Genomic DNA, 26932 nt, shown 5'->3' with positions numbered 1-26932 from the left:
AGTGAGCCCTATGAACGACCAACAACGCCTCGAACTCGAAGCCGCCGCTTTTCGCCGACTGGTGGCCCATCTGGACAGCCGCAAGGATGTGCAGAATATCGACCTGATGAACCTCGCCGGCTTCTGCCGCAACTGCCTGTCCAAGTGGTACAAGGCCGAAGCCGACGAACGCCAGATCGAGGTCAGCCTCGATGACGCCCGTGAAGTGGTGTACGGCATGCCGTACGCCGAGTGGAAAGCCCAATACCAGCAAGAAGCCAACGCCGACCAACAGGCCGCGTTCGCCAAAGGAAAGCCTCATGACTGATTTGAACAACCTGCGCGCCAGCCTCAACAGTGGCGAACACGTCTTTGCCGATACCCTGGCGTTCGTCGCGGCCGGTTATGACTACCAGCCGCAAGCTTTCACCAACGGCGGTGTGGAAAATGCCGCTGGGCAGAATGAAGGGTCGTGCAAGACCCTGGGCTTGGCCTTGTTGGAAGGCTTGAGCGATCAAGAAGCGTTGCTGGCGTTTGGTGAGCATTACCGTTCGGTGGTGGCTACTCCGGACGGCAGTGACCATGGCAATATTCGGGCGCTGATTGCCCATGGGTTGGCCGCAGTGAAGTTTGCTGAACAGCCTCTGACTCGCCGCTGATTCATAACCAACCCCGCTCAATGTGGGAGCCGGGCTTGCCCGCGATGACGGTGGTGACTATCACACCGCTATCGCAGGCAAGCCAGCTCCCACATTTGTTTTGCGGTGTCTCGGCTATATCGCAGGCATAAAAAAACCGGCTTTCGCCGGTTTTTTTGAGTCAACGGGTTTAGAACGAAGCGTCCTTCAAACCGTCGAGGTAACGCTCGGCATCCAGGGCCGCCATGCAACCGGCGCCGGCCGAGGTGATGGCCTGTCGGTAGACGTGGTCTGCCACGTCGCCGGCAGCGAAGATACCTTCGATGTTGGTCGCGGTCGCATTGCCTTCACGGCCGCCTTGCACCACCAGGTACCCGTCTTTGGCTTCCAGCACGCCTTCGAAGAGCGAGGTGTTCGGGGTGTGGCCGATGGCGATGAACACGCCGTCGACTTTCAGCTCGTCGAAGCTGCCGTCGTTGTTTTTCAGGCGGGCACCGGTCACACCCATGTTGTCGCCCAGGACTTCATCCAGGGTGGCGTTGAGCTTGAGGATGATCTTGCCTTCGGCGACACGGGCGTGCAGCTTGTCGATCAGGATCTTCTCGGCGCGGAAGGTCTCGCGGCGGTGAACCAGAGTCACGGTGCTGGCGATGTTGGCCAGGTACAGCGCCTCTTCCACGGCAGTGTTGCCACCACCGACCACGGCAACCGGCTTGTTGCGGTAGAAGAAACCATCGCAAGTGGCGCAGGCCGAAACGCCCTTGCCCATGAACGCTTCTTCCGACGGCAGGCCCAGGTAACGTGCACTGGCGCCGGTGGCGATGATCAGCGCGTCGCAGGTGTACACACCGCTGTCACCGGTCAGGCTGTAAGGCTTTTTCGAGAAGTCGACCTTGTTGATATGGTCGAAGACGATCTCGGTTTCAAAGCGCTCGGCGTGCTCTTTCATACGCTCCATCAGCACCGGGCCGGTCAAACCATGGACATCGCCAGGCCAGTTGTCGACTTCAGTAGTGGTGGTCAACTGACCGCCCGCCTGCATGCCGGTGATCAGCAGCGGCTTGAGATTGGCCCGGGCAGCGTAGACAGCGGCGCTGTAACCGGCAGGGCCGGAACCGAGAATAATCACTCGGGAATGACGGGTATCAGACATGACTCACTCCTACCGACCGCCCGGACCACAGGGCGGCGGGAATAAAAAAGGACGGCGAAGCACTTGGGGAAGGCTTTGACTCGCCAGGTCCTGAAAATAATGGGTGCAGCGTATCGAGGGGGGCAAGATTAAGGAAATACGCATTAACAATCCAGCTCATAGGTGTTCTCTATGCGCGCGATTGAGCTAATCGACACCTTTGTAACCCTGGATGTCGCCTACCTACCCGCGCTTTCACAACAGGTGCAAAGCCGGTAAGGTCGGCGCGTTCGCCATTTTGCTCGGAGTACTCCATGCCCGCCCCTGCTCTTTCCGGCCCGCAATACCTGCGTGAAGGCCTCAAACTGGTGTTGAGCCCTGGCCTGCGCCTGTTTGTGTTGCTGCCGTTGGCGATCAACCTGGTGCTGTTCGTCGGGTTGATCTATTTCGCCGGCCATCAGTTCAGCCTGTGGGTCGACAGCTTGATGCCGACGCTGCCCCACTGGCTAGGCTTTTTGAATTACCTGTTGTGGCCACTGTTTGTCGTGCTGGTGTTGCTGATGGTGTTTTTCACGTTCACCATGCTCGCCAATATCATCGCCGCGCCGTTCAACGGGTTTCTCGCCGAGAAAGTCGAGGTCGTGGTACGCGGCACCGATGACTTCCCGCCGTTCAGTTGGGCCGAACTGGCAGCCATGGTCCCACGCACCCTGGCGCGGGAGATGCGCAAGCTGGGTTACTTCCTGCCACGTGCCATCGGCCTGTTTATCCTGTCGTTCATCCCGGTGGTCAACCTGATCGCGGCGCCGTTGTGGCTGCTGTTTGGCGTCTGGATGATGGCGATCCAGTACATCGACTACCCGGCCGATAACCATAAGCTGGGCTGGAACGAGATGCTCGCGTGGCTGCGCCAGAAACGCTGGCAGAGCATGAGTTTTGGCGGCATTGTCTACCTGGTACTGCTGGTGCCGGTGGTCAACCTATTGATGATGCCTGCGGCGGTGGCCGGCGCGACGTTGTTCTGGGTGCGAGAACAAGGCGCCGAGGCAATGGAGAAGCAAGCGGTGGCCACGTCATAAATCCATCATCGCACTGACACAATGGCGACATGGCCCACGCCGACACTGTGGGTCATGACGACAGCCTCGCTTCACATCACCCTCATTACCGAAACCTTCCCGCCGGAAATCAACGGGGTGGCCAATACCCTTGGCCGCCTGTGCGAGGGCTTGCGCTCACGCGGCCATCAGGTCGAGCTGGTACGCCCACGCCAAAGTACCGACCAAAGCCGCCCCAGCGATGATGAACTGCTGCTGTGCCGCGGCTGGCCACTGCCTGGCTATCCAGGCCTGCAATGGGGTCAGTCGTCGATGCACAAGTTGCTGCGCCGTTGGACGCGCCAGCGCCCGGATGTGCTCTATATCGCTACCGAAGGGCCGTTAGGGCTGTCTGCATTACGTGCAGCTCGGCGCCTGGGCATCAGCGTGGTCAGCGGTTTTCACACCAATTTTCAGCAGTACTCCAACCAATACGGTTTGAGCCTGTTAAGTCGCATGGTCACCCATTACCTGCGCTGGTTTCATAACCGCTCAACCTTGACACTGGTACCCAGCGCCAGTCAGCGCCTGGAACTAGAGCGCCGACATTTCGAGCGCCTGGGCATGTTGTCGCGGGGTGTGGACAGCCAACTGTTCCACCCTGCCAAACGCGATAATGCCTTGCGTGAGAGTTGGGGTTTGGAGAGCGGCGATGTCGCCGTGCTGCATGTGGGACGCCTGGCCCAGGAGAAGAATCTGGGGCTGCTCAAACGTTGCTTTGATGCGTTACAGGATACCTACCCACTACGGAGGATGAAGCTGATTGTCGTCGGTGATGGCCCCCAGCGTGCATCGCTGGAACGCGAGCTGCCCGATGCGGTGTTCTGCGGCACTCAACGCGGCGAAGAGCTGGCAAGGCATTACGCCTCAGGGGATCTGTTCCTGTTTCCCAGCCTGACCGAAACCTTCGGCAATGTGGTGCTCGAAGCGATGGCGTCTGGCCTGGGAGTGGTGGCTTACGACCAGGCTGCTGCAAGCCAGCATCTACGTCATGGCTATAGCGGCGCACTGGCAATGCCTGGGGATGAAGACGCATTTTGCGACGCAGCCATCTGGCTGCTGGAGGAGCGTGAAACGTTGCGCAGAGTGCGCTTGAATGCCCGACAACATGCCAGCCGTCAGGGCTGGCCGGCGATTATCGAGCAATTCGAGCGCCAGTTGCGTGGGGTATGCGAGGACGGTCAACCGGTGCCTGCCCTCTCACCGCTCACACCAGAGTCATCAACGCCTCACGACTGAAGGGCAAGATGTCGCCCTCGCGCCCTTCGCGCACCTTCACGGCCCAATCCGGGTCGACCAACAAGGCTCGCCCCACTGCCACGAGGTCGAACTCATCGTTATTCAGGCGCTCCAGCAGTTTCTCCAGGCTGGCAGGCTGGGCGATCTTGTCGGTGTTGACCATGAACTGCAGGAACTCGCCATCCAAGCCCACGCTGCCCACCGTGATGGTTGGCTTGCCGGTGAGCTGACGCGTCCAGCCGGCCAGGTTGAGGTCCGAGCCTTCAAATTCAGGCTCCCAGAAACGACGGGTGGAACAGTGGAAAATATCCACGCCAGCGTCAGACAATGGCTTGAGGAACTCACCCAACGCTTCATGGGTTTGTACCAGGCGTGCGGTGTAGTCCTGCTGCTTCCACTGGGAGAAACGCAAGATAATCGGAAAGTCCGGGCCAACAGCGGCGCGGGTCGCCTGGATCAGTTCGAGGGCGAAGCGCGAGCGGTTGGCCAGGCTGCCACCATATTCGTCGGTGCGCTGGTTGCTGCCTTCCCAGAAAAACTGGTCGACGAGGTAGCCATGGGCACCGTGGATTTCCACGCCGTCCATGCCGATCGCCTGGGCATCCTTGGCGGCTTGGGCGAAGGCGTTGATCACCTCCGCGATGTCCTGCTTCGTCATGCCATGGACAACCACGTTGCCGTCCTTGAGCTTTTCCATCGGGCCATAGGCCGGGACGCTGGCGTCAGGTTCGGTACCGATACGGCGCACACTGCCCACATGCCACAGCTGCGGGACAATCTTGCCGCCTTCGGCGTGGACCGCATCGACCACTTTCTTCCAACCAGCCAGTGCGGCCTCACCGTAGAAATGCGGCACGTTGGGATAGCCATTGGAGGCCTGGTGCCCGACCACCGTGCCTTCGGTGATGATCAAGCCCACGCCAGCAGCGGCACGGCGACGGTAGTACTCAATGACTTTCGAATTAGGTACGCCACCTGGGGAGAACGAGCGGGTCATGGGCGCCATGACCACGCGGGTCGACAGTTGCAATGCGCCGAGTTGGAAGGGTTTGAACAAGGCTTGGACGGGCATGGAGCGCTCCACGGCTAAGAAATTTATGACGTGGATAATATGGAGACTAAAGCGCCACTCATAGCACTATTGATCTAAATGATTAAGGTATAGAAGTACCCGAATACCTGTAGGAGCGAGCTTGCTCGCGAGGAACCTGAGGACGCCGCGTATTTCCGGAAGCACGCGTCATCATTGGCGATTTTCGCGAGCAAGCTCGCTCCTACAGTGGGTCGGAGTCAGCTGAGGGCTTTTTCGATGGCCTGGATGATGGAGGGATCTTCGGGGGGCGTACGTGGTGAGAAGCGTGCAAGGACGCGGCCATCTTTACCCAACAGGAATTTCTCGAAGTTCCAGGTGATATCCCCGGGGAATTCAGCGCCCTCGCCCGCCAGCAAACGGTACAACTGATGCCGATCAGGGCCGTTGACCTCGATCTTGCTGCCCAGTGGAAAAGTCACGCCGTAGTTCAGGCTACAGAACTGCTGAATCTGCTCCTCGGTGCCCGGCTCCTGGCCTGCAAACTGGTTGCATGGCAAGCCGAGCACTGTGAACCCCTGGTCCTTGTACTGCTGGTAGAGGCTCTCCAACGCCGCGTATTGCGGGGTCAAACCACACTTGGACGCCACATTGACCACCAGCACGACTTGGCCCTTGAAAGGCGCCAGCGGTAGCGCTTGTCCGTCCAAGGCTTTGAGTTTCAGATCGTGGAAAGCACTCATGACGAACTCCAGATATCCCATGTTCTTTGCATTGCAGCCCTTCGGAGCTTACAACCGGCAAAGCTGCAATCATAGACGCCGGTGACGAAACTCGCCTGCCGGTTACTGAGCGGTCGGCCAGGGCAAAATCGGAATCGCCGTCACCGCATTCTGCGGGCTGCCTTCGATCAGGCGGTCGCTGTAGACCAGATACACCAGGGTGTTGCGCTTCTTGTCGAGGAAACGCACGACCTGCATGGTCTTGAACACCAGCGAGGTGCGCTCCTTGAACACTTCGTCGCCGTCCTTGAGCTCACCCTTGAAGTGGATAGGGCCCACCTGGCGGCAAGCGATCGAGGCCTCGGCACGGTCTTCGGCCAGGCCCAGCCCGCCCTTTACCCCGCCAGTCTTGGCGCGGGACAAGTAGCACGTCACGCCATCGACCTTGGGGTCGTCAAACGCTTCGACCACAATCCGGTCGTTAGGGCCGACAAACTTGAACACCGTCGAGACCTGGGCGATTTCTTCGGCCGAGGCCAGCAGTGGCATGAGCAATAACAGGCCGAGTAATCCCTTCATTACACGCATCGGGTATTCCTTTCGTTTAAACCAGGATGAGGTTGTCGCGGTGCACCAGTTCCGGTTCCGCCATGTAACCCAAGAGTCCGACAATCGCGTCAGACGATTGTCCAATAATCTTCTGTGCTTCAAGGGCGCTGTAGTTGGCCAGGCCACGGGCAATCTCACGACCGTCCGGCGCGACGCACACCACCATCTCACCACGGCGGAAGCTGCCCTGCACCAGCTTGACGCCCACCGGCAGCAAGCTCTTGTTGCCTTGGGACAACGCCGACACCGCGCCCTCGTCCAGCACCAGAGTGCCACGGGTTTGCAGATGCCCGGCCAACCACTGCTTGCGCGCCGCCAGCATGCCGCGCTCCGGCGACAGCAGCGTACCGATGCGCTCACCGGCCTTGAGGCGATCCAGCACACGCTCCAGGCGCCCACCAACGATGATGGTATGGGCACCGGAACGCGCAGCCAGGCGAGCGGCGCGCAGTTTGGTCTGCATACCGCCACGGCCCAGGGCACCGCCGACACTGCCGGCGACCGCATCCAGTGCCGGGTCATCGGCGCGGGCTTCGTAGATAAGCTGGGCATCGGGGTTGTTGCGCGGGTCGGCGTCGAACATGCCATCGCGGTCGGTGAGGATCACCAACAAGTCGGCCTCTACCAGGTTGGCCACCAGGGCGGCCAGGGTGTCGTTGTCACCGAAGCGGATTTCGTCGGTGACCACGGTGTCGTTCTCGTTGATGACCGGGATAACCTTGAGCTCCACCAGCGCGCGCAAGGTGCTGCGAGCGTTGAGGTAGCGCTTGCGGTCGGACAGGTCGTCGTGGGTCAACAGCACCTGCGCCGTGTGGCGGCCGTGCTCGGCAAAGCTGGATTCCCAGGCTTGCACCAGGCCCATCTGGCCGATGGCAGCGGCGGCTTGCAGTTCGTGCATCGCGCTGGGTCGCGCGGTCCAGCCGAGGCGGCTCATCCCGGCGGCAACCGCTCCGGACGACACCAGCACCAACTCAACGCCTGCTTCATGCAAGGCCACCATCTGCTCGACCCAGACGCTCATGGCTGCGCGATCCAGACCTTTGCCATCCGCCGTCAACAGCGCACTGCCGATTTTCACGACCCAGCGCTGCGCACCTGTCACTTTGCTCCGCATCATCTTCAACCTTAGAGTGAGGGCCGCGCGACCCAGCGCTGCCCATAACGTTATACCCGGATACCAAAACGCCGCTCCAGGGAGCGGCGTTCAAGTTTATCGCAACGGATCAGTCACGCACGTAAATGATTTCCGGACCGTCTTCATCATCCACGTCTTCTTCGTCCCAATCATCGTCGCCGATGTCGTGGACCGACTTCACGCCGCTGCGGCGCAGGGCGCGCTGGTCGTCCAGGGCCTGCAACTGGGCACGGGCCTCGTCTTCGATCTGCTGGTCGAGTTCGGCGAGTTCGGCCTTGTACACAGGGTCGGCCGCCAGGCGGTCGGCACGGTCTTCCAGGTAACGCATGATGTCGCGGGTCAGGCGCTCGGTGCCTTCTTTGGCGATGGCCGAGATGACATAAACCGGACCTTCCCACTCCAGGCGATCAACGATCTCCTTGACGCGCTCTTCGTGCTCTTCTTCAAGGATTTGGTCGCACTTGTTCAGTACCAACCAGCGATCGCGCTCGGCCAGGGCCGGGCTGAACTTGGTCAGCTCGCTGACGATCACTTCGGCGGCATCGGCGGCACTGGTGTCATCCAGCGGCGCCATGTCGACGAGGTGAAGCAGCAAACGGGTGCGGGACAAGTGCTTGAGGAAGCGGATACCCAGGCCCGCGCCGTCGGAAGCGCCTTCGATCAAGCCAGGAATGTCGGCAACCACGAAGCTTTTCCAGCGGTCGACACTGACCACGCCCAGGTTTGGCACCAGGGTAGTGAACGGGTAGTCGGCAACTTTCGGCTTGGCGGCCGATACCGAGCGGATGAAGGTACTTTTACCCGCGTTCGGCAGGCCCAGCAGGCCCACGTCCGCCAGTACTTTCATTTCCAGCTTCAGGTCGCGCTGCTCGCCCGGCTTGCCCGGCGTGGTCTGGCGCGGTGCACGGTTGGTACTGGACTTGAATCGGGTGTTACCCAGACCGTGCCAGCCACCCTGCACAACCATCAGTTTCTGGCCGGCCTTGGTCAGGTCGCCAATCACTTCCTGGGTCGCGGAGTCGATGATCGTGGTGCCGACCGGTACGCGCAGTACCAGGTCTTCACCTTTTTTACCGGTGCAGTCGGTGCTGCCGCCGTTGGAGCCACGCTCGGCATCGAAATGCCGGGTGTAACGGTAGTCGACCAGAGTATTGAGGTTCTCGTCGGCCATCATGTAGATGGAACCACCGTCACCGCCGTCACCGCCGTTCGGGCCACCGTTTTCGATGAATTTTTCGCGACGGAAACTCATGCAACCGTTACCGCCGTCGCCTGCTTTTACTCGGATGGAAACTTCATCAACGAACTTCATAACAAAACGCCTCTCGCCGCGTGGACGAGCTTAAGAAACCAAGACATAAGACTCTTGCAAAAATGAGCGCAGCGACCTCAATCAGCGACCGCAAACCAGCGCCTGAGCTCATCACAGACAGCTTTGCAAGAGACTCACTCCACAAACGAAAAAGCCCCGTCGCAAGACAGGGCTTTCCCAGCGATCTCGCAATTAAGCTGCGACAACGCTCACGTAACGGCGGTTGAACGCGCCCTTTACTTCGAACTTGATCACGCCTTCGATTTTAGCGAAGAGGGTGTGATCTTTACCCATGCCAACACCGTAACCGGCGTGGAATTGGGTGCCGCGCTGACGCACGATGATGTTGCCCGGAATGATTTTCTGGCCGCCATACATCTTCACGCCAAGACGTTTGGCTTCTGAGTCGCGACCGTTACGGGTACTACCACCAGCTTTTTTGTGTGCCATGAGTCAATTCTCCTAGTGAGGAATTAGGCTGAAATTAAGCCTGAATACCGGTGATTTTGATCTCGGTGTACCACTGGCGGTGGCCCATACGCTTCATGTGGTGCTTACGACGACGGAACTTGATGATGCGGACTTTATCGTGACGACCTTGGGAGATCACTTCAGCCACAACGGTAGCGCCAGCAACAACTGGAGCGCCGATGTTCACGTCATCGCCATTGGCGACCAACAGAACGCGATCAAAAGTAACGGATTCGCCAGTAGCGACTTCCAGTTTCTCGATCTTCAGGTATTCACCTGGGGCGACTTTGTATTGCTTGCCACCAGTAACAATTACTGCGTACGACATGGTATTTCTCCGATAATCCTGCTCACCCAGCGCTTTATAAGAAGAGGTATTGGCTGGCATGGCTGCATGGGATGGACGTCCCGAATGCAATTGCGTAAGGCAGGTGCTGCCCAGGAAGTTCAGGGTGCGCGATTGTACGCAAGCTATGGGAGGCTTGCAAGGGGCCGTCTATCGCGCCTTGACACCCGGGGGTCAGGGTCCTAGCATGCCGCGCAACCCTTCTGGAGCGACTGTCGCTGATGCAACCCCAAGCTTTCTACCGCGCGGTCGCGGACGATTTTAGCGCCGTCGACGGCATCATCAAGCAGCAGCTGACGTCAAAAGTGCCGCTGGTCTCCAAAATTGGCGACTACATTACGTCGGCGGGCGGCAAACGCCTGCGTCCTTTATTAGTGTTGCTGTGCGGCAAGGCCCTGGGCCGTCAAGGCGACGACCTGCGCCTGCTGGCTGCCACGATCGAATTCCTGCACACCGCCACCCTGCTGCATGACGACGTGGTCGACATGTCCGGCATGCGCCGTGGCCGCGAGACGGCAAACGCCATGTGGGGCAATGCGCCCAGCGTGTTGGTAGGCGACTTCCTGTATTCGCGCTCATTCGAAATGATGGTCGAGCTGGGCTCGATGCCCGTGATGAAGATTCTTTCACAGGCCACACGCATCATCGCCGAAGGCGAAGTGTTGCAGCTGTCCAAGGTCCGCGACGCCAGCACCACCGAAGAAACCTATATGGAAGTGATTCGCGGCAAAACCGCGATGCTCTTCGAAGCCTCGACCCACAGTGCCGCCGCGCTGTGTGGCGCCACCGCCGAACAGGCCGAGGCCCTGCGCACGTTCGGTGACCACCTGGGCGTGGCGTTCCAACTGGTGGATGACCTGCTCGACTACAAGGGCGACGCCGAAACCCTGGGCAAGAACGTCGGTGACGACCTGGCCGAGGGCAAGCCGACCTTGCCGTTGATCTACACCATGCGCGAAGGCACGCCGGAACAGGCCGCCCTGGTGCGCAAGGCGATTCAGAAAGGCGGAATCGAAGACCTGGAGGCCATCCGTGCCGCTGTGGAAGCCTCGGGTTCCCTGGAGTACACCGCGCAACTGGCGCGTGACTACGTGGCGCGGGCGATCACCTGCCTGCAAGCGCTGCCGGCCAGTGAATACCGGGATGCCCTGGTTGAACTGAGTGAGTTTGCGGTCGCCCGTACTCACTGATTCCGCGCGGTAGTGAGTGGGCTTGTGTGGGAGCGGGCTTGCTCGCGAAAGCGGAGGGTCAGTTAATACAGTTATTGACTGATCCACCGCTTTCGCGAGCAAGCCCGCTCCCACATTTTGAATTCATTACCAATTCAAGATCCCGTCCCGGCTACAAAACCCTATATAATGTGCGACTTTTAGTCATCCCTGAACCTCAAGGAGCTTTAGTGAGCACGTTGCCACCCTGCCCAAAATGCAATTCCGAATACACCTACGAAGACGGCGCCCAGCTGATCTGCCCGGAATGCGCCCATGAGTGGTCCGCCAATGGCGAGGCCGAAGTGGCCAGCGATGAAACAGTGAAGAAAGACTCTGTGGGTAATGTCCTGCAGGACGGCGACACCATCACCGTAATCAAGGACCTCAAGGTCAAAGGCACTTCCCTGGTGGTCAAGGTCGGCACCAAGGTCAAGAACATCCGCCTGTGCGACGGCGACCACGATATCGATTGCAAGATCGACGGTATCGGCCCGATGAAACTCAAGTCCGAGTTCGTGCGCAAAGTCTGATCCTGCTGCATTCCATCCCGCGCCCGCCGCGGGATGGCGTTTTGCCCTCTGCGTTGATCGAACGCAATACCCACACAGAAAAAAACAGAAACTGCCAATAGACGCTTGCTATTCTACGAATAAGAATTATTCTCATTGAAACTCATCAAGGAGAACGACCATGACTTATTTGATAGATGCCTGGCTGGACCGTCCACACCCTTACCTGCGAATCCTGCATCGGGAAACCGGTGAAGTCTGCGCGGTACTTGAAGAAGAAGCGCTGAACGAGCTGCAGGATCAGGGCGATCTGGACGTCAATGGCCTGAGTTCCAGTGAGCCTGGAGTGCTGAAGGAAGTGGTGAGGAATCTGTTTCTGTTCTGCTATGCGCGAGCGTTGCGCCCGGCGACGGAGCTCAATGGCAAGTTCCATCCATGAACAACCTGGCAAATCCCTGTTGGGGCGAACGCATTCGCCCCAACAGGTAATCAACAACAGGTCTTACAGAACGTCGAGCAGCTCGACGTCGAATACCAGAACGCTGTGCGGCGGGATGCTGCCAACGCCTTGAGCGCCGTAAGCCAGTTCGCTCGGCACGTACAGGCGCCATTTGCTGCCGGCATTCATCAGTTGCAGCGCTTCGGTCCAGCCAGCGATCACGCCGCCAACCGGGAACTCTGCAGGCTGGCCGCGCTCGTAGGAGCTGTCGAACACAGTGCCGTCGATCAAGGTGCCGTGGTAGTGGGTACGCACTTGATCTTCACGGGTCGGCTTGGCGCCGGTGCCGGCAGTCAGCACTTCAAATTGCAGGCCGGAAGCCAGGGTGGTGATGCCATCACGCTTGGCGTTTTCAGCCAGGAATGCCAGGCCGGCACCCGCGGCTGCTTCAGCCTTGGCAGCGGCTTCGGCTTGCATGATCTCGCGGATCACTTTGAAGCTGGCAGCCATTTGCTCTTGGTCAACACGGCTTGGCTTGCCTGCGAACGCGTCGGTCAGGCCGGCCAGGATCGCGTCCAGGCTGACGCCCGGTGGCGGGTTGTCGCGCAGTTGGTCGCCCAACTGACGGCCGATACCGTAGCTGACGCGGGTTTCGTCGGTGGACAGATTAACTTCGGACATGAAGAGGCTCCGCTGTAGGACAACACGGTTTCCCGCGCTGCCCAGAACTAAAAGGGCCCGCAGACTAGCACACAAGACCGGCACATGATCAGCCCCCCTCCCCGGCTATCAGAGCGCCAGGTCGTAGGTCAGATACAGCCGGTAGTTATCCCGGTCGCTGGCATAAGTCGAACGATAAGTAGCCTTGCGCAACTCCACACCCAGGCCTTTGAACGCGCTGTCCTGGACCACATAGCGCAGATTCGTGTCGGACTCCCACTCCCGCGCCTCGCGCCCCTTGAACTCGCCGTTTTGCCCTTTGTAGTAGCGGGTCATGAAACTCAAGCCCGGCAGTACCGCCGCGAAGTCATAGTCGTAGCGCAGCATCCAGGTTTGCTCACCAGCCTGGATGAACTTGCCCACACCGGCGTTACTGAAGGAATACACGGTCGAGACGCTGGCATACGGCAGCGCGGTCTCGCCGCTGACCTTCTGATAGCCGACACCCAGCGCCTGCGGGCCCAGGCGGTAAGTGAACAGACCGCTGAACATGTCACTGTCGACCTCGCCGTTACGCGCCTCACCCGCGTCGTTACTAATGAAGTAGCGCAAGTCGCTGGTCAGTGTGCCGTTGCCCAGCGGCTGCTTATGCACCAGGCCGAAGAATTGCTGGCGATAGAATTCGCGCATTTCACCGTAGTACCAGGTGCCGCTGAGCTTCGGCGTAAAGGCATAGGTGGCGCCGGCAAAATCGAAGTCACTGCCCTTCTTGCCGCTGTAGCCTTGGGGATAAATGTCCACGCTGTCGGTGGAATTACGCAGCTTGAATTTGTCCAAGTGCCCGGCGTGCAGGTACAGGTCACGAATGCCACTGTATTCCACTTGAGTGCCCTGGAACGTCTGCGGCAACAGGCGGCCATCGTTGTGTACCAGCAGCGGAATTTTCGGCAGCAACGTGCCGGTTTTCACCACTGCATCGCCCCAGCGCAGTTTGGCCGTGACGCCCAGGCTGGAAAACTCACTGGCCGCATGACCATCGTCGTGCACAGGCAACAAGCCCGTCCCGGCGTGCGTCGGGCTGGAGTCCAGACGCAGGCCCGCCAGCCCCAAGGCATCCAGGCCAAAACCCACGGTGCCCTCGGTATAACCTGACTGAAGGTTGAGCAGAAAGCCCTGGGCCCACTCCTTGCGGTCTTCACCACCGTCGCGGTAACCGTCGTTGAAGTAGAAGTTGCGCAAGGTCAACCGGCCGTGGGAATCCGCCCAAAAGCCCTGGGCCATCAAGGCCGGTGACAGGCTCGCCATCAGCCCCGCCGAGACCATTCTCCCCCTCGTGAAAAAATCACGCATAAACCCTTCCTCAATGCCATGTTGTGTTTTTTATGGGCAGTTGCACCGCGCGGCAGGCTGGACGGCATGTCGCGTTGGAGCGGACACTAACGGCTCGTCGACAGCCCCACAACGTTATGCGAGAAGCGCATCAGGCTATGCGTGAAGTACCGGCCGCCCTTCCCAACCGACAGGAAAAACACGGTGAATCTCAAGCAACTCGAAGCCTTCAAAGCGATCATGGCCACCGGCTCGACCATCGGCGCAGCAACGCGCATGGGCCTGTCGCAATCGGCGGTCAGCCGCCTGCTGAGCCAGTTGGAAGAGCACTTGGGTTTTGCCTTGTTCCTGCGCAAGAAGGGCCGCTTGATGGCGACGCCCGAAGCCGAGGAACTGCTCGCCGAAGTCGCCGGACTGGTGGATGGCATGCAACGAATCCAGCGCCTGGCCGACGAAATGCGCGTGGGCCGCTCACGCAAGAGCCTGCTCAAGGTCGGGGTGCCCACAAGCATGACCCAGGAGCTGTTGCCGCGCATCGTGGCGCAGTTTCTCAAGGAGCATGACGACATTGTCGTGGAACTGCTGACCGGTTCTTACGACACGATCGAGCGTGCGGTGCTGGACCGTTCCGCCGACCTGGGCTTTGTACGCCTGCCCACGGAAATACCTGACTTCGATGTCGAGCCGGTGCTACGAACCGAAGGCGTCTGCGTGATGCCCGCCGACCATCCGCTGACCCGTCACGCCTGCATCCAAGTGCAGCACCTGCGCGATGTGCCGTTGGTGATGCTCGGCCGGCAACGCGCATTGCGGGCCGAGCTGAACCAGGTGTTTCGTGCCGCCAACCTCACACCGCAGGTGCGGGTCGAGGTGCACTCGGTCGGGGCAGCGTGCAGCTTCGTTGCCGAGGGCCTGGGGGTATCGATCGTCAATGGTCTGCTGGCCAGCCACTTCCGGCATTTGCCCATCGTCACCCGCCCGTTTCGCCCGGCGCTGCCCTACGCATTCGGCCTGGCGTTTCGCGCCAATGAGCCGCGCTCGCAACTGGTACACGCGTTTGCCGAGCACCTCAAGCAGGGTCTGGCCGCACAAAACGCATAGCCCAACCCACCCCACGCATAACGTTGTCGTCGCGAAAACTTTGCCCTAGTGTCCGCCCCACACGTGTCACCCCTATAACAATAACGGCGCACGCCGGGGCCACTAGCATGAGCGAATCCCAGAGCATCCCTACCCAAGCAGCGGTGGGAAATACCACGCAACGCAAGCAGATCAATCCCGCCATCATCCTGCTGAGCATCGTTTTGCTCGCAGTGGCGTTTACCTACGCGGTGAACTCGGGCACGTTCCAGCGCCAGAATGGCCTGGTGATACCGGGCTCTTACCAGGTGCTGGAAAAACACGACTCCCTGGGCCAACTGTTCAGCCTGGAGCCGCGCAAAGCCGGCGACACCGTGGCCCGCCCGGTGTCCTTGGTGGAAGGTTTCATGGCCATTCCCCAGGGCATCGAGAAACGTGCGGCGCTGATTTTCATGGTGCTGTTCATCGGTGGCATGTTCGGGGTGCTGAACAAGGCCGGAGTGATCGACGCCGGGCTGGAACGCATGCTGGGGCTGACCCGGGGTAATATCTACGTGCTGGTGCCATGCCTGATGCTGGTGTTTTCCGCCGGCAGTACCTTCATGGGGCTGGCCAAGGAATTTATCCTCATCGTGCCGTTGATGGTTGCCATGGCTAATCGGCTGGGGCTGTCGAACCTGATCGGGCTGGCCATCGTCACGATCTCGGTGAAGATCGGCTACCTGGCTTCTATTTCCAATCCCGTGGCGCTGTCCGTGGCGCAGCCGATGGTCGGGCTGCCGATCTTCAGTGGCCTGAGCATGCGTGTGCTCGCCTACTGCAGCTTCCTGCTGGTGGGCATTGCCTTCGTGCTGTGGAGTATTCGCAAGCACGGTTACGATGCCACGGCGCAGATCACTTTCGAAAGTACGCCGTTGCCCCTGCGCCATCTGATCAACCTGATCGTACTGCTGACGGGCATCGCTTTCCTGGTCTACGCCTCCAACCGCTGGGGCTGGAAATACCATGAGCTGTCGGCGTTCTATCTGCTGCTGACGCTGGCCTTCAGTGTGATCGCCGGGCTCGGCGCGAGCACTGCTGCCAGTGCCTTTGTCGATGGCATGAAGAAGGTGCTGATCGCTGGCGTGCTGATCGGTCTGGCTACCGCCGTGGAGATCATCCTCAGTACCGGCCAGGTCCTGGACACCATCGTCAACAGCCTGGCCAACCTGGTGGGCGACCACGGTCCGATCGTGTCGGCCTACGGCATGTTCTTCGCGCAACTGGGCCTGGATGTACTGATCCCATCCACCTCCGGCCAGGCGGCTGTAACCATGCCGATCTTCGGGCCCTTGGGCCAGTTGTCCGGCGTCAGCCCGCAGACCACGGTGTTCGCATTCTTGATGGGCAACGGCCTGACCAACATGATCACCCCCACCTCCAGCGGCCTGCTGGTGCTGTTGGCCACCGCCAATGTCGGCTGGGGCCAATGGGCGCGTTACATCCTGCCGCTGTTCCTGATCTACGCCGTGCTGGCGATGGTGTTGCTGGCCATTGCGGTGACGAGCGGGTACTGAATCGATGAGTATTATCCCCATGCACATCCTGCGTAACCAAATGATCCCGATGCGCGACGGCATTCACCTGGCCACCGACATCTACGTGCCGGCGGCAGGCGGTGGACCGTTTCCGGTGGTGATCGAGCGCACGCCCTACGACAAGAGCAAACCCTCGCGCTCGGAAAAACAGCGCGACGGCCGACACATCTCCCGCGAGCAAATGGCCGCACGGTTTACCGAGCAAGGCTTTATCGCGATCTTCCAGGACTGCCGTGGGCGCTACGCCTCCGAAGGTACGTTCATCAAGTACACCGCCGAGGGCGAAGACGGTTTCGACACCCTGGCCTGGATCGTCCAACAGCCCTGGTGCAACGGCAAGATCGGCAGCATGGGCCTGTCCTACGCGGCCCACACGCAACTGGCGATGGCCTGCCTGCACCCACCGGGGCTGAGCAGCATGGTGCTCGACAGCGGCGGCTTCGCCAACGCCTACCAGTGCGGGATTCGCCAGGGCGGCGCCTTCGAACTCAAACAGGCGACGTGGGCCTTTCGCCAGGCCAAGGAAAGCCCAGCGGCCCTGGACGACCCGCTGATTCGCCAAGCGTTGGAGCAGGAGGATATTCATCAATGGTTCACACGTATGCCCTGGCAACCCGGGCAATCACCCCTGCGCCATGTGCCGGAATATGAAGCCTACGTGCTGGAGCAATGGGCCCAGGGCACCTTCAGTGAATATTGGCAACAGTCGGGGATCTACGCCGAAGGCCATTACGCGCGACTGCCCGATATCCCGGTGCTGTTCATGTCCAGTTGGTACGACGCCTACGTTAGTTCGACCCTGGCCAACTACCGCGCCTTCACACACCAAGGTACGGCCAGCCAACGACTGGTGATGGGCCCGTGGCTGCACGGCGACCGCAATATCAGCCACAGCGGCGATGTGGAATTCGGCCCGCAAGCCGCCTTTGACGGCCAGGTCGATCAGGATTGGCTCAGTTGCCGACTGGCCTGGTTCGAGCAATCCCTCAAGCCGTCGCCGCGAACCACAACGGCCAGCGTACAGGTGTTTCTGATGGGGGGCGGCAGCGGTAACCGCGACGAAAACGGGCGCCTGGACCATGGCGGCCGCTGGCTGCACACCACGCAATGGCCGCTGCCCGGCAGCCAAACACTGACCCTCTATCTGAATGCACACAGGCAGTTGAGCCGCACGGCACCTGTCGAGGCTGACGCCCACTTGAGTTACCGCGCCGACCCGGCCCACCCAGTCCCGACCATCGGCGGCGCGCTGACCTCCGGCGCCCCTGTGTTTGTTGGCGGGGCCTTCGACCAACGGGAGCGTCCCGACTTTTTCGGCACCCAAGGGGATAACCGCCCCCTGGCTCAGCGCGATGACGTTCTGGTGTTCCAGACCGAGCCTCTGGACGACGACCTGATCGTCGCCGGTGACGTGCAGATCGAGCTGTGGATCGACAGCGATGCTCCCGACACCGACTTCACTGCCAAGCTGGTGGACGTGTACCCGCCCAGCGCCGACTACCCCGAGGGCTTTGCGATGAACATCACCGACGGCATCCGCCGCTGCCGTTATCGCGACTCATGGGAACAGCCGACGGCCCTGACGCCGGGTGAGCGAGTGAAGGTGCTGATCGAGCCTTTCGCCACCTGCAACCTGTTCAAGCGCGGCCATCGGTTGCGCCTGGATATCGCCAGCAGCAATTTCCCGCGCTTTGACGTCAACCCCAACAGCGGCGAGCCTTCAGGCCAGGCCAGCCACCCTCGGGTTGCCCACAATAATGTGCACCTGAGCCACGCTGCCGCCTCCTGCCTCAGGCTTACCGTGGTGCCCAACACGGCGGAGTCCTGAGCGCATCGGATCGCCATTGCTGCACGGTAATGGCGACCCTTCGTCACCCCGCAAGAAAAGTACTTCAGAATCATCCTTTGCCGCCGATACAGCCCTACACATCTTGGCTGGCTCAAACAACAACACACCGTCCAGCAGACAGACATCACTCTTCAAGGAGCTTTCGATGAACAGCTGGTTCGGTAACATCAGCGTCAATCTCAAACTCGGCCTGGGCTTTGGCCTGGTGCTGGTCCTCACCTCGATCCTGGCGCTCACCGGCTGGACCAGCCTGGGCGGCCTGATCGACCGCAGCAACTGGATGAGCGACATCACCCAGCTCAACGCCTCGCTGACCAAGCTGCGGATCGTACGCCTGCAATACATGCTGGCCAATGGCGACGAAGCCGTGGCGCAGAATGTGCAGACCAGCCTGGATGCCTTCGCAGCTCAACAACAGAAATTGCTGGACAGCTTCAAGAGCCCGGAAAACCTCAAGCTGCTCAATGAGCAGAAAGCCGTCATTACCGCTTACCGCCAGTCCCTGAACAAAATGCGCGAGGCCTATCGCAATGGCAACGCTGCGCGCGACGTCATGGGCGCCAAGGCAGACATCGCCAACGCACAGATCAATGCGCTGGAAACCAGTGTGCAGCAGTCACCCGACAGCCCGGAGCGTTTCACGCAGTTCCTGGCCGTGACCCAGGCCAAGAACGAATTCCTGCAGGCTCGCTACGAGGTGCGCGGCTATACCAATAGCCCCAACGCAGAAACCGAAGCCCGCGCTGCTACACAGCTGGAAAAAGCTGTCGCCGGTTTGAAAGGCCTCAGCGTTGCCTTCGGTGCCGGTCAGCAAAGCGCATTGTCCGCACTGGAAACCGCGCTTGGCGCCTATCGCAGTGCGGTGCAGAGCTACAAGGCGGCCAACGCCAATATCGTCACCGCCCGTGCCGAAATGACTACCCAGGGAGCCGACATCGTGACAATCAGCGACAAGCTGTACGACATCCAACTGGAACGTCGCGACGCCGAAAGCACCCAGGCCCGCAGCCTGCAATTGATCAGCACTTTGCTGGCCCTGTTGGTCGGCGTGATTGCCGCGTGGGTGATCACGCGCCAGATCACCCGTCCGATCCAGGACACCCTGGCCGTGGTGGAGCGCATCGCTTCGGGCGACCTGAGCCACAACATCCAGGTGACCCGTCGTGATGAGCTGGGCGTGTTGCAACAAGGCATCCAGCGCATGGGCACCACCTTGCGCGAGCTGATCAGCGGCATTCGCGACGGCGTCACTCAGATCGCCAGCGCTGCCGAAGAGTTGTCCGCCGTGACCGAGCAGACCAGCGCCGGTGTGAACAGCCAAAAGATCGAGACCGATCAGGTCGCCACCGCCATGCATGAAATGACCGCCACCGTGCAGGAAGTTGCGCGCAATGCCGAGCAGGCTTCCCAAGCCGCTTCCGACGCCGACGGCCAAGCCCGTGAAGGCGATAAAGTGGTGGCTGAAGCCATCGCCCAGATCGAACGCCTGGCGGCCGAAGTGGCGCGCTCCACCGACGCCATGACGCACCTGCAACAAGAGAGCAACAAGATCGGCAGCGTGATGGACGTGATCAAGGCCGTGGCTGAACAGACCAACCTGCTGGCGCTCAACGCCGCGATTGAGGCGGCGCGCGCCGGGGAAGCCGGCCGTGGCTTTGCCGTGGTCGCCGACGAAGTGCGTGGCCTGGCGCAGCGTACACAGAAGTCCACCGAAGAAATCGAAGACCTTGTAGCCGGTTTGCAGAACGGTACCCAACAAGTGGCCAACGTGATGAACAACAGCCGCAGCCTCACCGACAGCAGTGTCGAACTGACCCGCAAGGCCGGGGTATCCTTGGAAAACATCACCCGCACCGTGTCGAATATCCAGTCGATGAACCAGCAGATCGCAGCGGCCGCCGAACAGCAAAGCGCCGTGGCGGAAGAGATCAGCCGCAGCATCGTGAATGTGCGGGATGTATCGGAACAGACTGCGACGGCCAGTGATGAGACAGCCAAGTCGAGCGTGGAACTGGCTCGCTTGGGTAGCCAGTTGCAGCAGATGGTCAGTCATTTCCGGGTGTAAGCAACCACAACCACTAACCGCGATTGCAAAAAAACCGCCTACCAAGGCGGTTTTTTATTGCCTGCAATTTACCGCTCACCCCTCGCTGTCCTCGACAAACACCAGCCGATTTCCAAACGGGTCACGGATGCTCATTTCCCGCGAACCCCAGGGCGTGTCCTCAACCCCAGGCTTGGCATATCGGTACTCTTTGCCCAGCAACTGCTGCTGATACGCATCGACCCCTTGGGCCTGAATTCGCACAGCCGCCCCCGGCGAAGCATCACCATGATGCTCGGACAAATGCAGCACGCATTCCCCCAGCGAGACCTGAAGGTACAACGGGAAATTCGCCTCGAAACGATGCTGCCAATCGACCTTGAACCCCAGGAAGTCGACGTAGAACTCCAAGGCTTTGACCTCGTCGAAAATCCGCAGAATGGGGACGACTTTTCCTAAGTGCATGGCGACAGCTCCGTATAAAAGAAGCCCCACTATAGAGCCGTAAACCCACCACGCAAATCCCCGCTACGCGCCAGGAACCGGCCTGCTCTCGCGCCGTTCGCCTGCCCATCGCGATAGCTCAATACGCCATTGACCCACACGCCATCAATCCCTTCAGCTGCGCGCTGCGGTGCGGTGAAATCCGCCACATCCCGCACCCGCAGGGGGTCGAACAACACCAGGTCAGCCCAGTAGCCTTCGCGGATCTCGCCACGCTCGGCCAGCCCAAAACGCGCCGCCGACAAGCCGGTCATCTTGTGCACCGCCGTGTGCAAAGGGAATAAACCGACATCCCGACTGAAATGCCCGAGTACCCGTGGGAAGGCCCCCCACAAGCGTGGATGAGGAAACGGGTCTTCAGGCAAGCCGTCCGAGCCCACCATCGACAACGGATGCGCGAGGATGCGCCGAACGTCGGCCTCATCCATCCCGTAATACACCGCCCCTGCCGGCTGTAAACGGCGAGCGGCCTCCAACAGCGAAACGTTCCACTCGCCAGCGATGTCCTGCAAATCGCGCCCGCCCATGTGCGGGTGCGGTGTCGACCAGGTGATGGTGATGCGAAACGCGTCGGTCACTTGCTTGAGGTCCAGGGTCGAGGAGCTGGCGGCATAGGGGTAGCAATCACATCCTACCGGATGATCTTTTGCCGCTGCTTCCAAGGCCGCCAACAGCTGCGGACTGCGCCCCCAATTACCGGCTCCGGCGCATTTAAGATGGGAAATAATCACCGGCACCCTCGCCTCTCGGCCGATCAAGAACGCTTCATCCAGCGCCTCCAGCACCGGTTCGAACTCGCTGCGCAGGTGAGTGGTGTACACCGCGCCGTAGGCCGTCAACTCTTGGGTGAGTTGCAGCACTTCATCGGTCTCGGCGTTGAACGCGCTGGCGTAGGCCAGGCCTGTGGACAAACCCAGGGCACCGGCCTTCAGGCTCTCCTGCAACTGCACGCGCATGGCCGCAATTTCATAGGGTGTGGCGGTGCGGTGCAGGTCGTCCATATGGTTGCTGCGCAGCGCCGTGTGGCCGATCAACGCCGCGACGTTCACCGCCGGGCAGGCTCGCTGCACCGCGGCGCGATAATCGGCAAACCGTGGATAAGAGAACGCCTCGCGGGTGCCCAGCAAGTTCATCGGGTCTGGCGGGTCGCTGCGTAAACTGACCGGCGCGGCGCTGATGCCACAGTTGCCAACAATCACCGTGGTCACGCCCTGGCTGAGCTTAGGCAGCATTTGCGGCTGGCGGATCACCACCGTGTCATCGTGGGTGTGCACGTCGATAAAACCTGGTGCTAATACCTGGCCATGGGCGTCGATAACCTGCTCGGCCCGGGCTGTGGACAAGTCGCCAATCGTGCGGATGCGCCCTGCGTGCACGCCCACATCGGCGACATACCCTGGGGTGTTACTGCCATCGATGATCAGCGCCTGGCGAATCAGCGTGTCGTACTTCATATCAGTCTCCAAGCGGCAGGCTGTCAGGGCCGCCGCGGTAATCGTCCAGGGCCAGTTTGATCCGGCGCAGGCGTTCCTGGTTGTCGTCCGGCAGGGCCAGCGCCAACTCGGTGGCGAGCAGGTCGATGGCCAGCAACATGCCGTAGCGGGCCGCGGTGGGCTTGTAGATGAAACTGGTTTCCGCTGGTTGCAGCGGCAGCAACACATCTGCCAACTGCGCCAGGGGGGAATCGGCAAGCGTGATAGCGACGATACGGGCGTCGTAGTTGCGCGCCAGCTTCACCACATCCAATAGCTCGGGCGTCAGCCCGGTGAGGGAACAGACGATCAAGGCATGTTCCGGCCCCAGGGTCGCAGCGGTGACACGCATCATCACCGGGTCATGGCTGGCGGCAATCGAGTAGCCCAGACGCACCAGGCGCACCTGCAACTCATCACTGCACAGGCTCGACGGGCCACCCATGCCGAACGCGTGGATCATCCGCGCCTTGCCCAACAGATTGACCGCATCGACGAAACTGCGTTGGTTGAAACCCGACAGATGCTGACGCAACGTCGCCTCGATATCGCCCAGGATCTGCCGATGAAACGCCGATTGTTCCGGCAACCCCGCAGGGTCCAGGAAGCGGCTGCCCACGCCGCTGGCCTGGGCCAATTGCAGGCGCAAATCGCGCAAGTCACGGCAGCCGACACTGCGGGCGAAGCGTGACAAGGTGGCGGTACTTACCTCAGCCCGTTGCGACAGTTCCTCCAGGCTGGCGGAGGCGGCAAAGCCCACATCCTCAAGCATCAGCTTGGCGATACGCCCTTCGCCGGCACTGAAAGCGTCCTGGCGGGCGCGGATCTGATAGAGGATGTCCATGGGGGCTCCGGGTTACAGGCTCATAAAACAAGGGACAGACCGTAGGTCAGGCCGAAGGCGACCAGCGAAATCAAGGTCTCCAGTACGGTCCAGGTCTTGAAGGTCTGGATAACCGTCATATTGAAGTATTCCTTGATCAGCCAGAAGCCACCGTCGTTGACATGGGAAAAGATCACCGAACCCGCACCGGTCGCCAGCACCAGCAATTCGGGGTGTGGATAACCCAAGCCCAAGGCGACCGGCGCGACCACGCCCGACGCCGTGGTCATGGCGACCGTGGCCGAGCCGGTGGCGATACGCATCAGGGCGGCGAACAGCCAGCCCATCACCAGCGGCGACAACTGGAACGCATGGGCCAGGCCGAGGATTTCATGGGTGACGCCAGCATCCACCAGGATGCGATTCAAACCACCGCCCGCGCCCACCAGCAAGGTGATGCTGGCAGTCGGCGCCAGGCATTCGTTGGTGAACTTGAGGATCGACTCGCGGTTAAAGCCCTGGGCCAGGCCCAAGGTCCAGAAGCTCACCAGGGTCGCCACCAACAAGGCAATCACCGAGTTGCCGATAAACAACAGGAACTGGTTGAAACCGCTGCCCGGCGTGGAAATCACATTGGCCCAGCCGCCGATCATCATCAACACTACCGGCAACAGGATGGTACCCATCGTCAACGCAAAGCTGGGCAGGCGCGTACGCGGTTCACGCTCGATAAACTGGCGCTCCAGCGGGTTTTCCGCCGGCAAATGAATGTGCGGCACGATGAACTTGGCGTAGACGGGCCCGGCAATGATCGCCGTGGGGATGCCAATCAGGATCGCATACAGCACCGTCTGCCCGACCGAGGCGTTATAGGCCAGCACCGCCATCATTGCCGCCGGGTGCGGCGGCACCAACGCATGCACCACCGACAGGCCGGCGACCATCGGCAACCCGACCATCAGGATCGACACGCCCACGCGCCGCGCCACGGTAAAGGCGATCGGCACCAGCAACACAAAGCCGACTTCGAAAAACAGCGGCAGCCCCACCAGGAATGCAATACACACCATCGCCCAGTGGGCATTGCGCTCACCGAAGCGGTTGATCAGCGTACGCGCCACCTGCTCGGCGCCACCGGATTCGGCCATCATCTTGCCGAGCATGGTGCCCAGCGCCACCACCAGGGCGATATGCCCCAGGGTCTTGCCGACACCCGCCTCGTACGAACCCATGATGGTGTCCGCTGGCATCCCGGCCATCAGCGCCAGACCGATGGACACCAGGGTAATCACGATAAAGGGGTTGAGTCGGTAGCGTGCAATCAGCACGATCAATGCAATGATGGCGATGGCAGCGTATGCCAACAGCCCGAAGCCCGGTGATGCGGCCATGCGGTACTCCTCGGAAAGGGTCACGTCGAATTGGTTGTGAAACTCATAAATCATTCCCGAGGAGTATTTTCAATTTTCATGAAAGTAATTTTCGCCCATGGATAAGCGCTGTCGCTTGGGGATATGCCCGACGCGGGCCGATGAAAATTCGGGGGGTGTTCTTACATGAAGATCAGAGAAGACGGAAACTCAAACGCCGCCCTTGAGTCATAGACTGCGCATCCACTGCCCAGGAAACCGCTCATGATTCGCACCACAATCGCCGCCAGCGTCCTGCTCTTGTGCGGCAGCGCTTATGCCGCCGACAACCCTGCCTTGAAAACATGCATGGACAGCGCGAATACCACCGCAGACATGGTCAACTGCAACGCCAGGCAAACCAAGGTGCAGGACGACCGCCTGAACCGCGCCTACAAAACCGCCCTCGCCGCCCAGGAAGGCCCGCGCAAACAGCAACTGCAAGACGTGCAGCGCCTGTGGATCAAATACCGCGACGCCAATTGCGCCTTCGCTGGCAGTGCCACCGGCGGCACGATTGATCAGGTCAATGGCACAGGCTGCGTGCTGGACATGACCCAGACCCGCGCCCAGGAGCTCGAAGACCTGGTCGGGCCGTAACAATGAACCTGCCACCTGTAGGAGCGAGCTTGCTCGCGAAAAACTCGAGAACGCCGCGTGGCGTCAGAATGCCCGCGTTATCGTTGACGATTTTCGCGAGCAAGCTCGCTCCTACAAAGGTAGGTGTTCAGTCATGCTGAACCCTGGCACGCTTGAGCAACTTCTTGCAGCGCTCGGATAAATGCAGCACCCGCAGGTGCTTGCCGGCCTTGGTATAGCGCTCGCGCAGGGTCATCAGCGCGGCAATCGCCGAATAGTCGACAAAGCTCAGGTGACGGCAATCCAGCGTGACCTGGGCCGGATCGTTGGCCGGGTCGAATTGATTCAGGAACGGCGTGGTCGAGGCAAAGAACAAGGTGCCATGCAGACGGTAAAGCTTGCTGCCGTCAGCCTCCAGGTGTTCATCCGCGTACAGCTCCCGCGCCTGTTGCCAGGCAAAGTTAAGCGCGGCGATAACGATACCGCACAGCACAGCGGTGGCCAGGTCGGTAAACACGGTAATGATCGTCACCGCCATGATCACCAGCACATCATTGAGCGGCACCTTGTTGATCACCCGCAACGACGCCCAGGCGAAGGTCTGTTGCGACACCACGAACATCACGCCCACCAACGCCGCCAGCGGAATCCGCTCGATCAGTGGCGACAGAAACAGAATGAACAATAGAATCATCACCCCGGCAAACACACCGGAGAAACGCCCCCGCCCGCCGGAGCTGAGGTTGATCACGGTTTGCCCGATCATCGCGCAACCGCCCATGCCGCCAAACAGGCCCGAAACCATATTCGCCGCGCCCAGGGCCACGCTTTCGCGGTCAGGATAACCACGGGTCTCGGTGATTTCGTCGGTGAGGTTGAGGGTCAGCAAGGTTTCCAGCAGGCCAACCATCGCCATCAAAAACGCGTAGGGCGCGATGATGCCGAGGGTTTCCAGGGTCCAGGGAATCTGCGGCAGCGCGAAGGTCGGCAAGCCACCGGCGATGTGCGCCATATCCCCCAAGGTGCGGGTCGGCAAACCAAGCAGGTACACCGCCAGGCCCACCCCCAGAATCGCCACCAGCGCGGGCGGCACGGCACGGGTCAGGCGGGGCAACAGGTACACAATGGCCATGGTTGCCGCCACCAGCCCGGCCATCACGTACAGCGGCGTGCCGCTGAGCCAGGTTTCACCGCTCTTGAAATGCTCCAATTGCGCCAGCGCAATGATGATCGCCAGGCCGTTGACGAAGCCGAGCATCACCGAATGTGGCACCATGCGCACCAGCTTGCCCAGGCGCAGCAGGCCGAAAGCGACCATGATCAACCCGCCCAGCAACACCGTCGCCAGCAGATACTCCACGCCGTGCTGCACCACCAGCGCGACGATCACCACCGCCATGGAGCCGGCCGCGCCCGAGACCATGCCCGGGCGGCCGCCGAACAACGCGGTGAGGGTGCAAATGATGAAAGCACCGTAGAGGCCCATCAGCGGGTTGAGATGGGCCACCAGCGCAAAGGCGATGCATTCGGGCAGCAAGGCGAAAGACGTGGTGAGGCCGGCCAGGGCGTCGGCGCGCAGACGGGTGAGGTTCATGGAGTACCAGGGAATTGCGGGGGATAAGGCGGGGAATGGTACGAAATTGCGGCGGGTGGGGCTAGTGAAGTGTCAGCTCCGATGTACCGAGTCGCCTCTTTCGCAGGCAAGCCAGCTTGTATGGTTAGACTTGTAGGGGTGGA

At 60.6% G+C, this 26932-nt stretch carries 27 protein-coding genes and 1 pseudogene; 13 read left to right on the top strand and 15 right to left on the bottom strand.

From position 1 onward, the window contains the following. Positions 1-10: 10 nt before the first annotated feature. Both ODQ19_RS16485 and ODQ19_RS16480 read left to right on the top strand, forming a co-directional pair. Positions 11-307: a DUF1244 domain-containing protein gene (locus tag ODQ19_RS16485; protein WP_032879544.1), complete on the top strand. Its 297-nt coding sequence runs from the start codon at positions 11-13 to the stop codon at positions 305-307. Beyond that, positions 300-638 (top strand): HopJ type III effector protein, encoded by a 339-nt coding sequence (locus ODQ19_RS16480; protein WP_330210643.1) that lies wholly within the window; start codon positions 300-302, stop codon positions 636-638. Before ODQ19_RS16485 ends, ODQ19_RS16480 begins: the two co-directional genes overlap by 8 nt. 169 nt (positions 639-807) lie before the next feature. Here the strand turns inward: ODQ19_RS16480 and trxB are convergent, their stop codons facing one another. After that, positions 808-1770: a thioredoxin-disulfide reductase gene (trxB, locus tag ODQ19_RS16475; protein ID WP_003194076.1), complete on the bottom strand. Its 963-nt coding sequence runs from the start codon at positions 1768-1770 to the stop codon at positions 808-810. Between the two features lie 293 nt (positions 1771-2063). On the opposite strand from trxB, the gene cysZ reads away from it, so the two are divergent. Both cysZ and ODQ19_RS16465 read left to right on the top strand, forming a co-directional pair. Next, the gene (gene cysZ / locus ODQ19_RS16470) at positions 2064-2828 is read left to right on the top strand and encodes a sulfate transporter CysZ (protein WP_330210642.1); all 765 of its coding nucleotides are present in this window, start codon (positions 2064-2066) and stop codon (positions 2826-2828) included. A 54-nt stretch (positions 2829-2882) separates the two neighbouring features. Next, the gene (locus ODQ19_RS16465; protein WP_330210641.1) at positions 2883-4085 is read left to right on the top strand and encodes a glycosyltransferase family 4 protein; all 1203 of its coding nucleotides are present in this window, start codon (positions 2883-2885) and stop codon (positions 4083-4085) included. On the opposite strand, the gene ODQ19_RS16460 is transcribed toward ODQ19_RS16465, so the two are convergent. From ODQ19_RS16460 to rplU, 7 genes are all read right to left on the bottom strand, one after another. Beyond that, positions 4054-5157, bottom strand: coding sequence for an NADH:flavin oxidoreductase (locus tag ODQ19_RS16460; RefSeq protein ID WP_330210640.1), 1104 nt, complete (start codon positions 5155-5157; stop codon positions 4054-4056). The two genes, ODQ19_RS16465 and ODQ19_RS16460, sit on opposite strands and share 32 nt — an antisense overlap. A 218-nt stretch (positions 5158-5375) precedes the next feature. Next, positions 5376-5858 carry a glutathione peroxidase gene (locus tag ODQ19_RS16455; protein WP_116666444.1) on the bottom strand — a complete coding sequence of 161 codons (483 nt, stop codon included), beginning with the start codon at positions 5856-5858 and terminating at the stop codon, positions 5376-5378. A gap of 102 nt (positions 5859-5960) precedes the next feature. After that, positions 5961-6425: a CreA family protein gene (locus tag ODQ19_RS16450; protein WP_032879534.1), complete on the bottom strand. Its 465-nt coding sequence runs from the start codon at positions 6423-6425 to the stop codon at positions 5961-5963. A gap of 16 nt (positions 6426-6441) precedes the next feature. Further along, complete coding sequence (gene proB / locus ODQ19_RS16445; protein WP_116666443.1) at positions 6442-7560, bottom strand: glutamate 5-kinase; 1119 nt, start codon at positions 7558-7560, stop codon at positions 6442-6444. A 109-nt stretch (positions 7561-7669) separates the two neighbouring features. Continuing rightward, on the bottom strand, positions 7670-8893 hold the full coding sequence (cgtA, locus tag ODQ19_RS16440) for an Obg family GTPase CgtA (RefSeq protein WP_003194084.1): 1224 nt from the start codon (positions 8891-8893) through the stop codon (positions 7670-7672). Between the two features lie 192 nt (positions 8894-9085). Continuing rightward, complete coding sequence (rpmA, locus tag ODQ19_RS16435) at positions 9086-9343, bottom strand: 50S ribosomal protein L27 (protein WP_003176049.1); 258 nt, start codon at positions 9341-9343, stop codon at positions 9086-9088. Positions 9344-9377: 34 nt separating this feature from the next. Further along, on the bottom strand, positions 9378-9692 hold the full coding sequence (gene rplU / locus ODQ19_RS16430; RefSeq protein WP_007950961.1) for a 50S ribosomal protein L21: 315 nt from the start codon (positions 9690-9692) through the stop codon (positions 9378-9380). Between the two features lie 239 nt (positions 9693-9931). On the opposite strand from rplU, the gene ODQ19_RS16425 reads away from it, so the two are divergent. The 3 genes from ODQ19_RS16425 to ODQ19_RS16415 all read left to right on the top strand — a co-directional run bounded on the left by ODQ19_RS16425 (position 9932) and on the right by ODQ19_RS16415 (position 11869). Continuing rightward, complete coding sequence (locus ODQ19_RS16425; protein ID WP_014719891.1) at positions 9932-10900, top strand: polyprenyl synthetase family protein; 969 nt, start codon at positions 9932-9934, stop codon at positions 10898-10900. 209 nt (positions 10901-11109) lie between these two features. Then, complete coding sequence (locus ODQ19_RS16420; RefSeq protein WP_034115956.1) at positions 11110-11451, top strand: zinc ribbon domain-containing protein YjdM; 342 nt, start codon at positions 11110-11112, stop codon at positions 11449-11451. 160 nt (positions 11452-11611) lie between these two features. Next, complete coding sequence (locus ODQ19_RS16415; RefSeq protein WP_003194088.1) at positions 11612-11869, top strand: PA4570 family protein; 258 nt, start codon at positions 11612-11614, stop codon at positions 11867-11869. A 63-nt stretch (positions 11870-11932) separates the two neighbouring features. Here the strand turns inward: ODQ19_RS16415 and ODQ19_RS16410 are convergent, their stop codons facing one another. Together ODQ19_RS16410 and ODQ19_RS16405 are read right to left on the bottom strand one after the other, a co-directional pair. Then, positions 11933-12550 carry an FKBP-type peptidyl-prolyl cis-trans isomerase gene (locus tag ODQ19_RS16410; RefSeq protein ID WP_003194089.1) on the bottom strand — a complete coding sequence of 206 codons (618 nt, stop codon included), beginning with the start codon at positions 12548-12550 and terminating at the stop codon, positions 11933-11935. Positions 12551-12658: 108 nt separating this feature from the next. Further along, positions 12659-13879, bottom strand: coding sequence for an OprD family porin (locus tag ODQ19_RS16405; protein ID WP_442962759.1), 1221 nt, complete (start codon positions 13877-13879; stop codon positions 12659-12661). Between the two features lie 183 nt (positions 13880-14062). On the opposite strand from ODQ19_RS16405, the gene ODQ19_RS16400 reads away from it, so the two are divergent. The 5 genes and pseudogenes from ODQ19_RS16400 to ODQ19_RS28180 all read left to right on the top strand — a co-directional run bounded on the left by ODQ19_RS16400 (position 14063) and on the right by ODQ19_RS28180 (position 20429). Further along, the gene (locus tag ODQ19_RS16400; protein WP_330210639.1) at positions 14063-14959 is read left to right on the top strand and encodes a LysR family transcriptional regulator; all 897 of its coding nucleotides are present in this window, start codon (positions 14063-14065) and stop codon (positions 14957-14959) included. Between the two features lie 107 nt (positions 14960-15066). Beyond that, a complete protein-coding gene (locus ODQ19_RS16395; protein WP_094774896.1) occupies positions 15067-16494 on the top strand; it encodes a YfcC family protein in 1428 nt (475 codons plus the stop codon). 19 nt (positions 16495-16513) lie between these two features. Beyond that, a complete protein-coding gene (locus tag ODQ19_RS16390) occupies positions 16514-18343 on the top strand; it encodes a CocE/NonD family hydrolase (protein WP_330210724.1) in 1830 nt (609 codons plus the stop codon). Between the two features lie 166 nt (positions 18344-18509). Then, positions 18510-19526 (top strand): annotated as a pseudogene (locus ODQ19_RS28185) (methyl-accepting chemotaxis protein); the annotation flags it as partial. A 39-nt stretch (positions 19527-19565) separates the two neighbouring features. Continuing rightward, positions 19566-20429, top strand: a complete 864-nt coding sequence (locus ODQ19_RS28180; protein WP_371915674.1) for a methyl-accepting chemotaxis protein — start codon at positions 19566-19568, stop codon at positions 20427-20429. Positions 20430-20504: 75 nt separating this feature from the next. On the opposite strand, the gene ODQ19_RS16380 is transcribed toward ODQ19_RS28180, so the two are convergent. The 4 genes from ODQ19_RS16380 to ODQ19_RS16365 are packed head-to-tail and all read right to left on the bottom strand — an operon-like array spanning position 20505 to position 24652. Then, positions 20505-20873: a glyoxalase superfamily protein gene (locus ODQ19_RS16380; RefSeq protein WP_057703974.1), complete on the bottom strand. Its 369-nt coding sequence runs from the start codon at positions 20871-20873 to the stop codon at positions 20505-20507. A 29-nt stretch (positions 20874-20902) separates the two neighbouring features. Then, positions 20903-22366 (bottom strand): N-acyl-D-amino-acid deacylase family protein, encoded by a 1464-nt coding sequence (locus tag ODQ19_RS16375; protein ID WP_330210637.1) that lies wholly within the window; start codon positions 22364-22366, stop codon positions 20903-20905. A gap of 1 nt (position 22367) precedes the next feature. After that, the gene (locus ODQ19_RS16370; protein WP_330210636.1) at positions 22368-23228 is read right to left on the bottom strand and encodes a MurR/RpiR family transcriptional regulator; all 861 of its coding nucleotides are present in this window, start codon (positions 23226-23228) and stop codon (positions 22368-22370) included. 20 nt (positions 23229-23248) lie between these two features. Then, entirely contained in the window at positions 23249-24652 is a 1404-nt protein-coding gene (locus tag ODQ19_RS16365; RefSeq protein WP_330210635.1) for a GntT/GntP/DsdX family permease, read from the bottom strand. Positions 24653-24841: 189 nt separating this feature from the next. Between ODQ19_RS16365 and ODQ19_RS16360 the strand changes: the two genes are divergently transcribed. Beyond that, positions 24842-25216, top strand: coding sequence for a lysozyme inhibitor LprI family protein (locus tag ODQ19_RS16360; RefSeq protein ID WP_116666433.1), 375 nt, complete (start codon positions 24842-24844; stop codon positions 25214-25216). A gap of 127 nt (positions 25217-25343) precedes the next feature. Here ODQ19_RS16360 and ODQ19_RS16350 read toward each other — a convergent pair whose 3' ends face one another. Beyond that, the gene (locus tag ODQ19_RS16350; protein ID WP_116666432.1) at positions 25344-26789 is read right to left on the bottom strand and encodes a SulP family inorganic anion transporter; all 1446 of its coding nucleotides are present in this window, start codon (positions 26787-26789) and stop codon (positions 25344-25346) included. Positions 26790-26932: the final 143 nt, after the last annotated feature.

The sequence above is a fragment of the Pseudomonas sp. AM4(2022) genome (assembly GCF_036346515.1).
Taxonomy (GTDB): domain Bacteria; phylum Pseudomonadota; class Gammaproteobacteria; order Pseudomonadales; family Pseudomonadaceae; genus Aquipseudomonas; species Aquipseudomonas paracarnis.
Note: the sequence above shows the minus strand (reverse complement) of the source record. Positions and strands in the feature narration are given on the sequence as shown.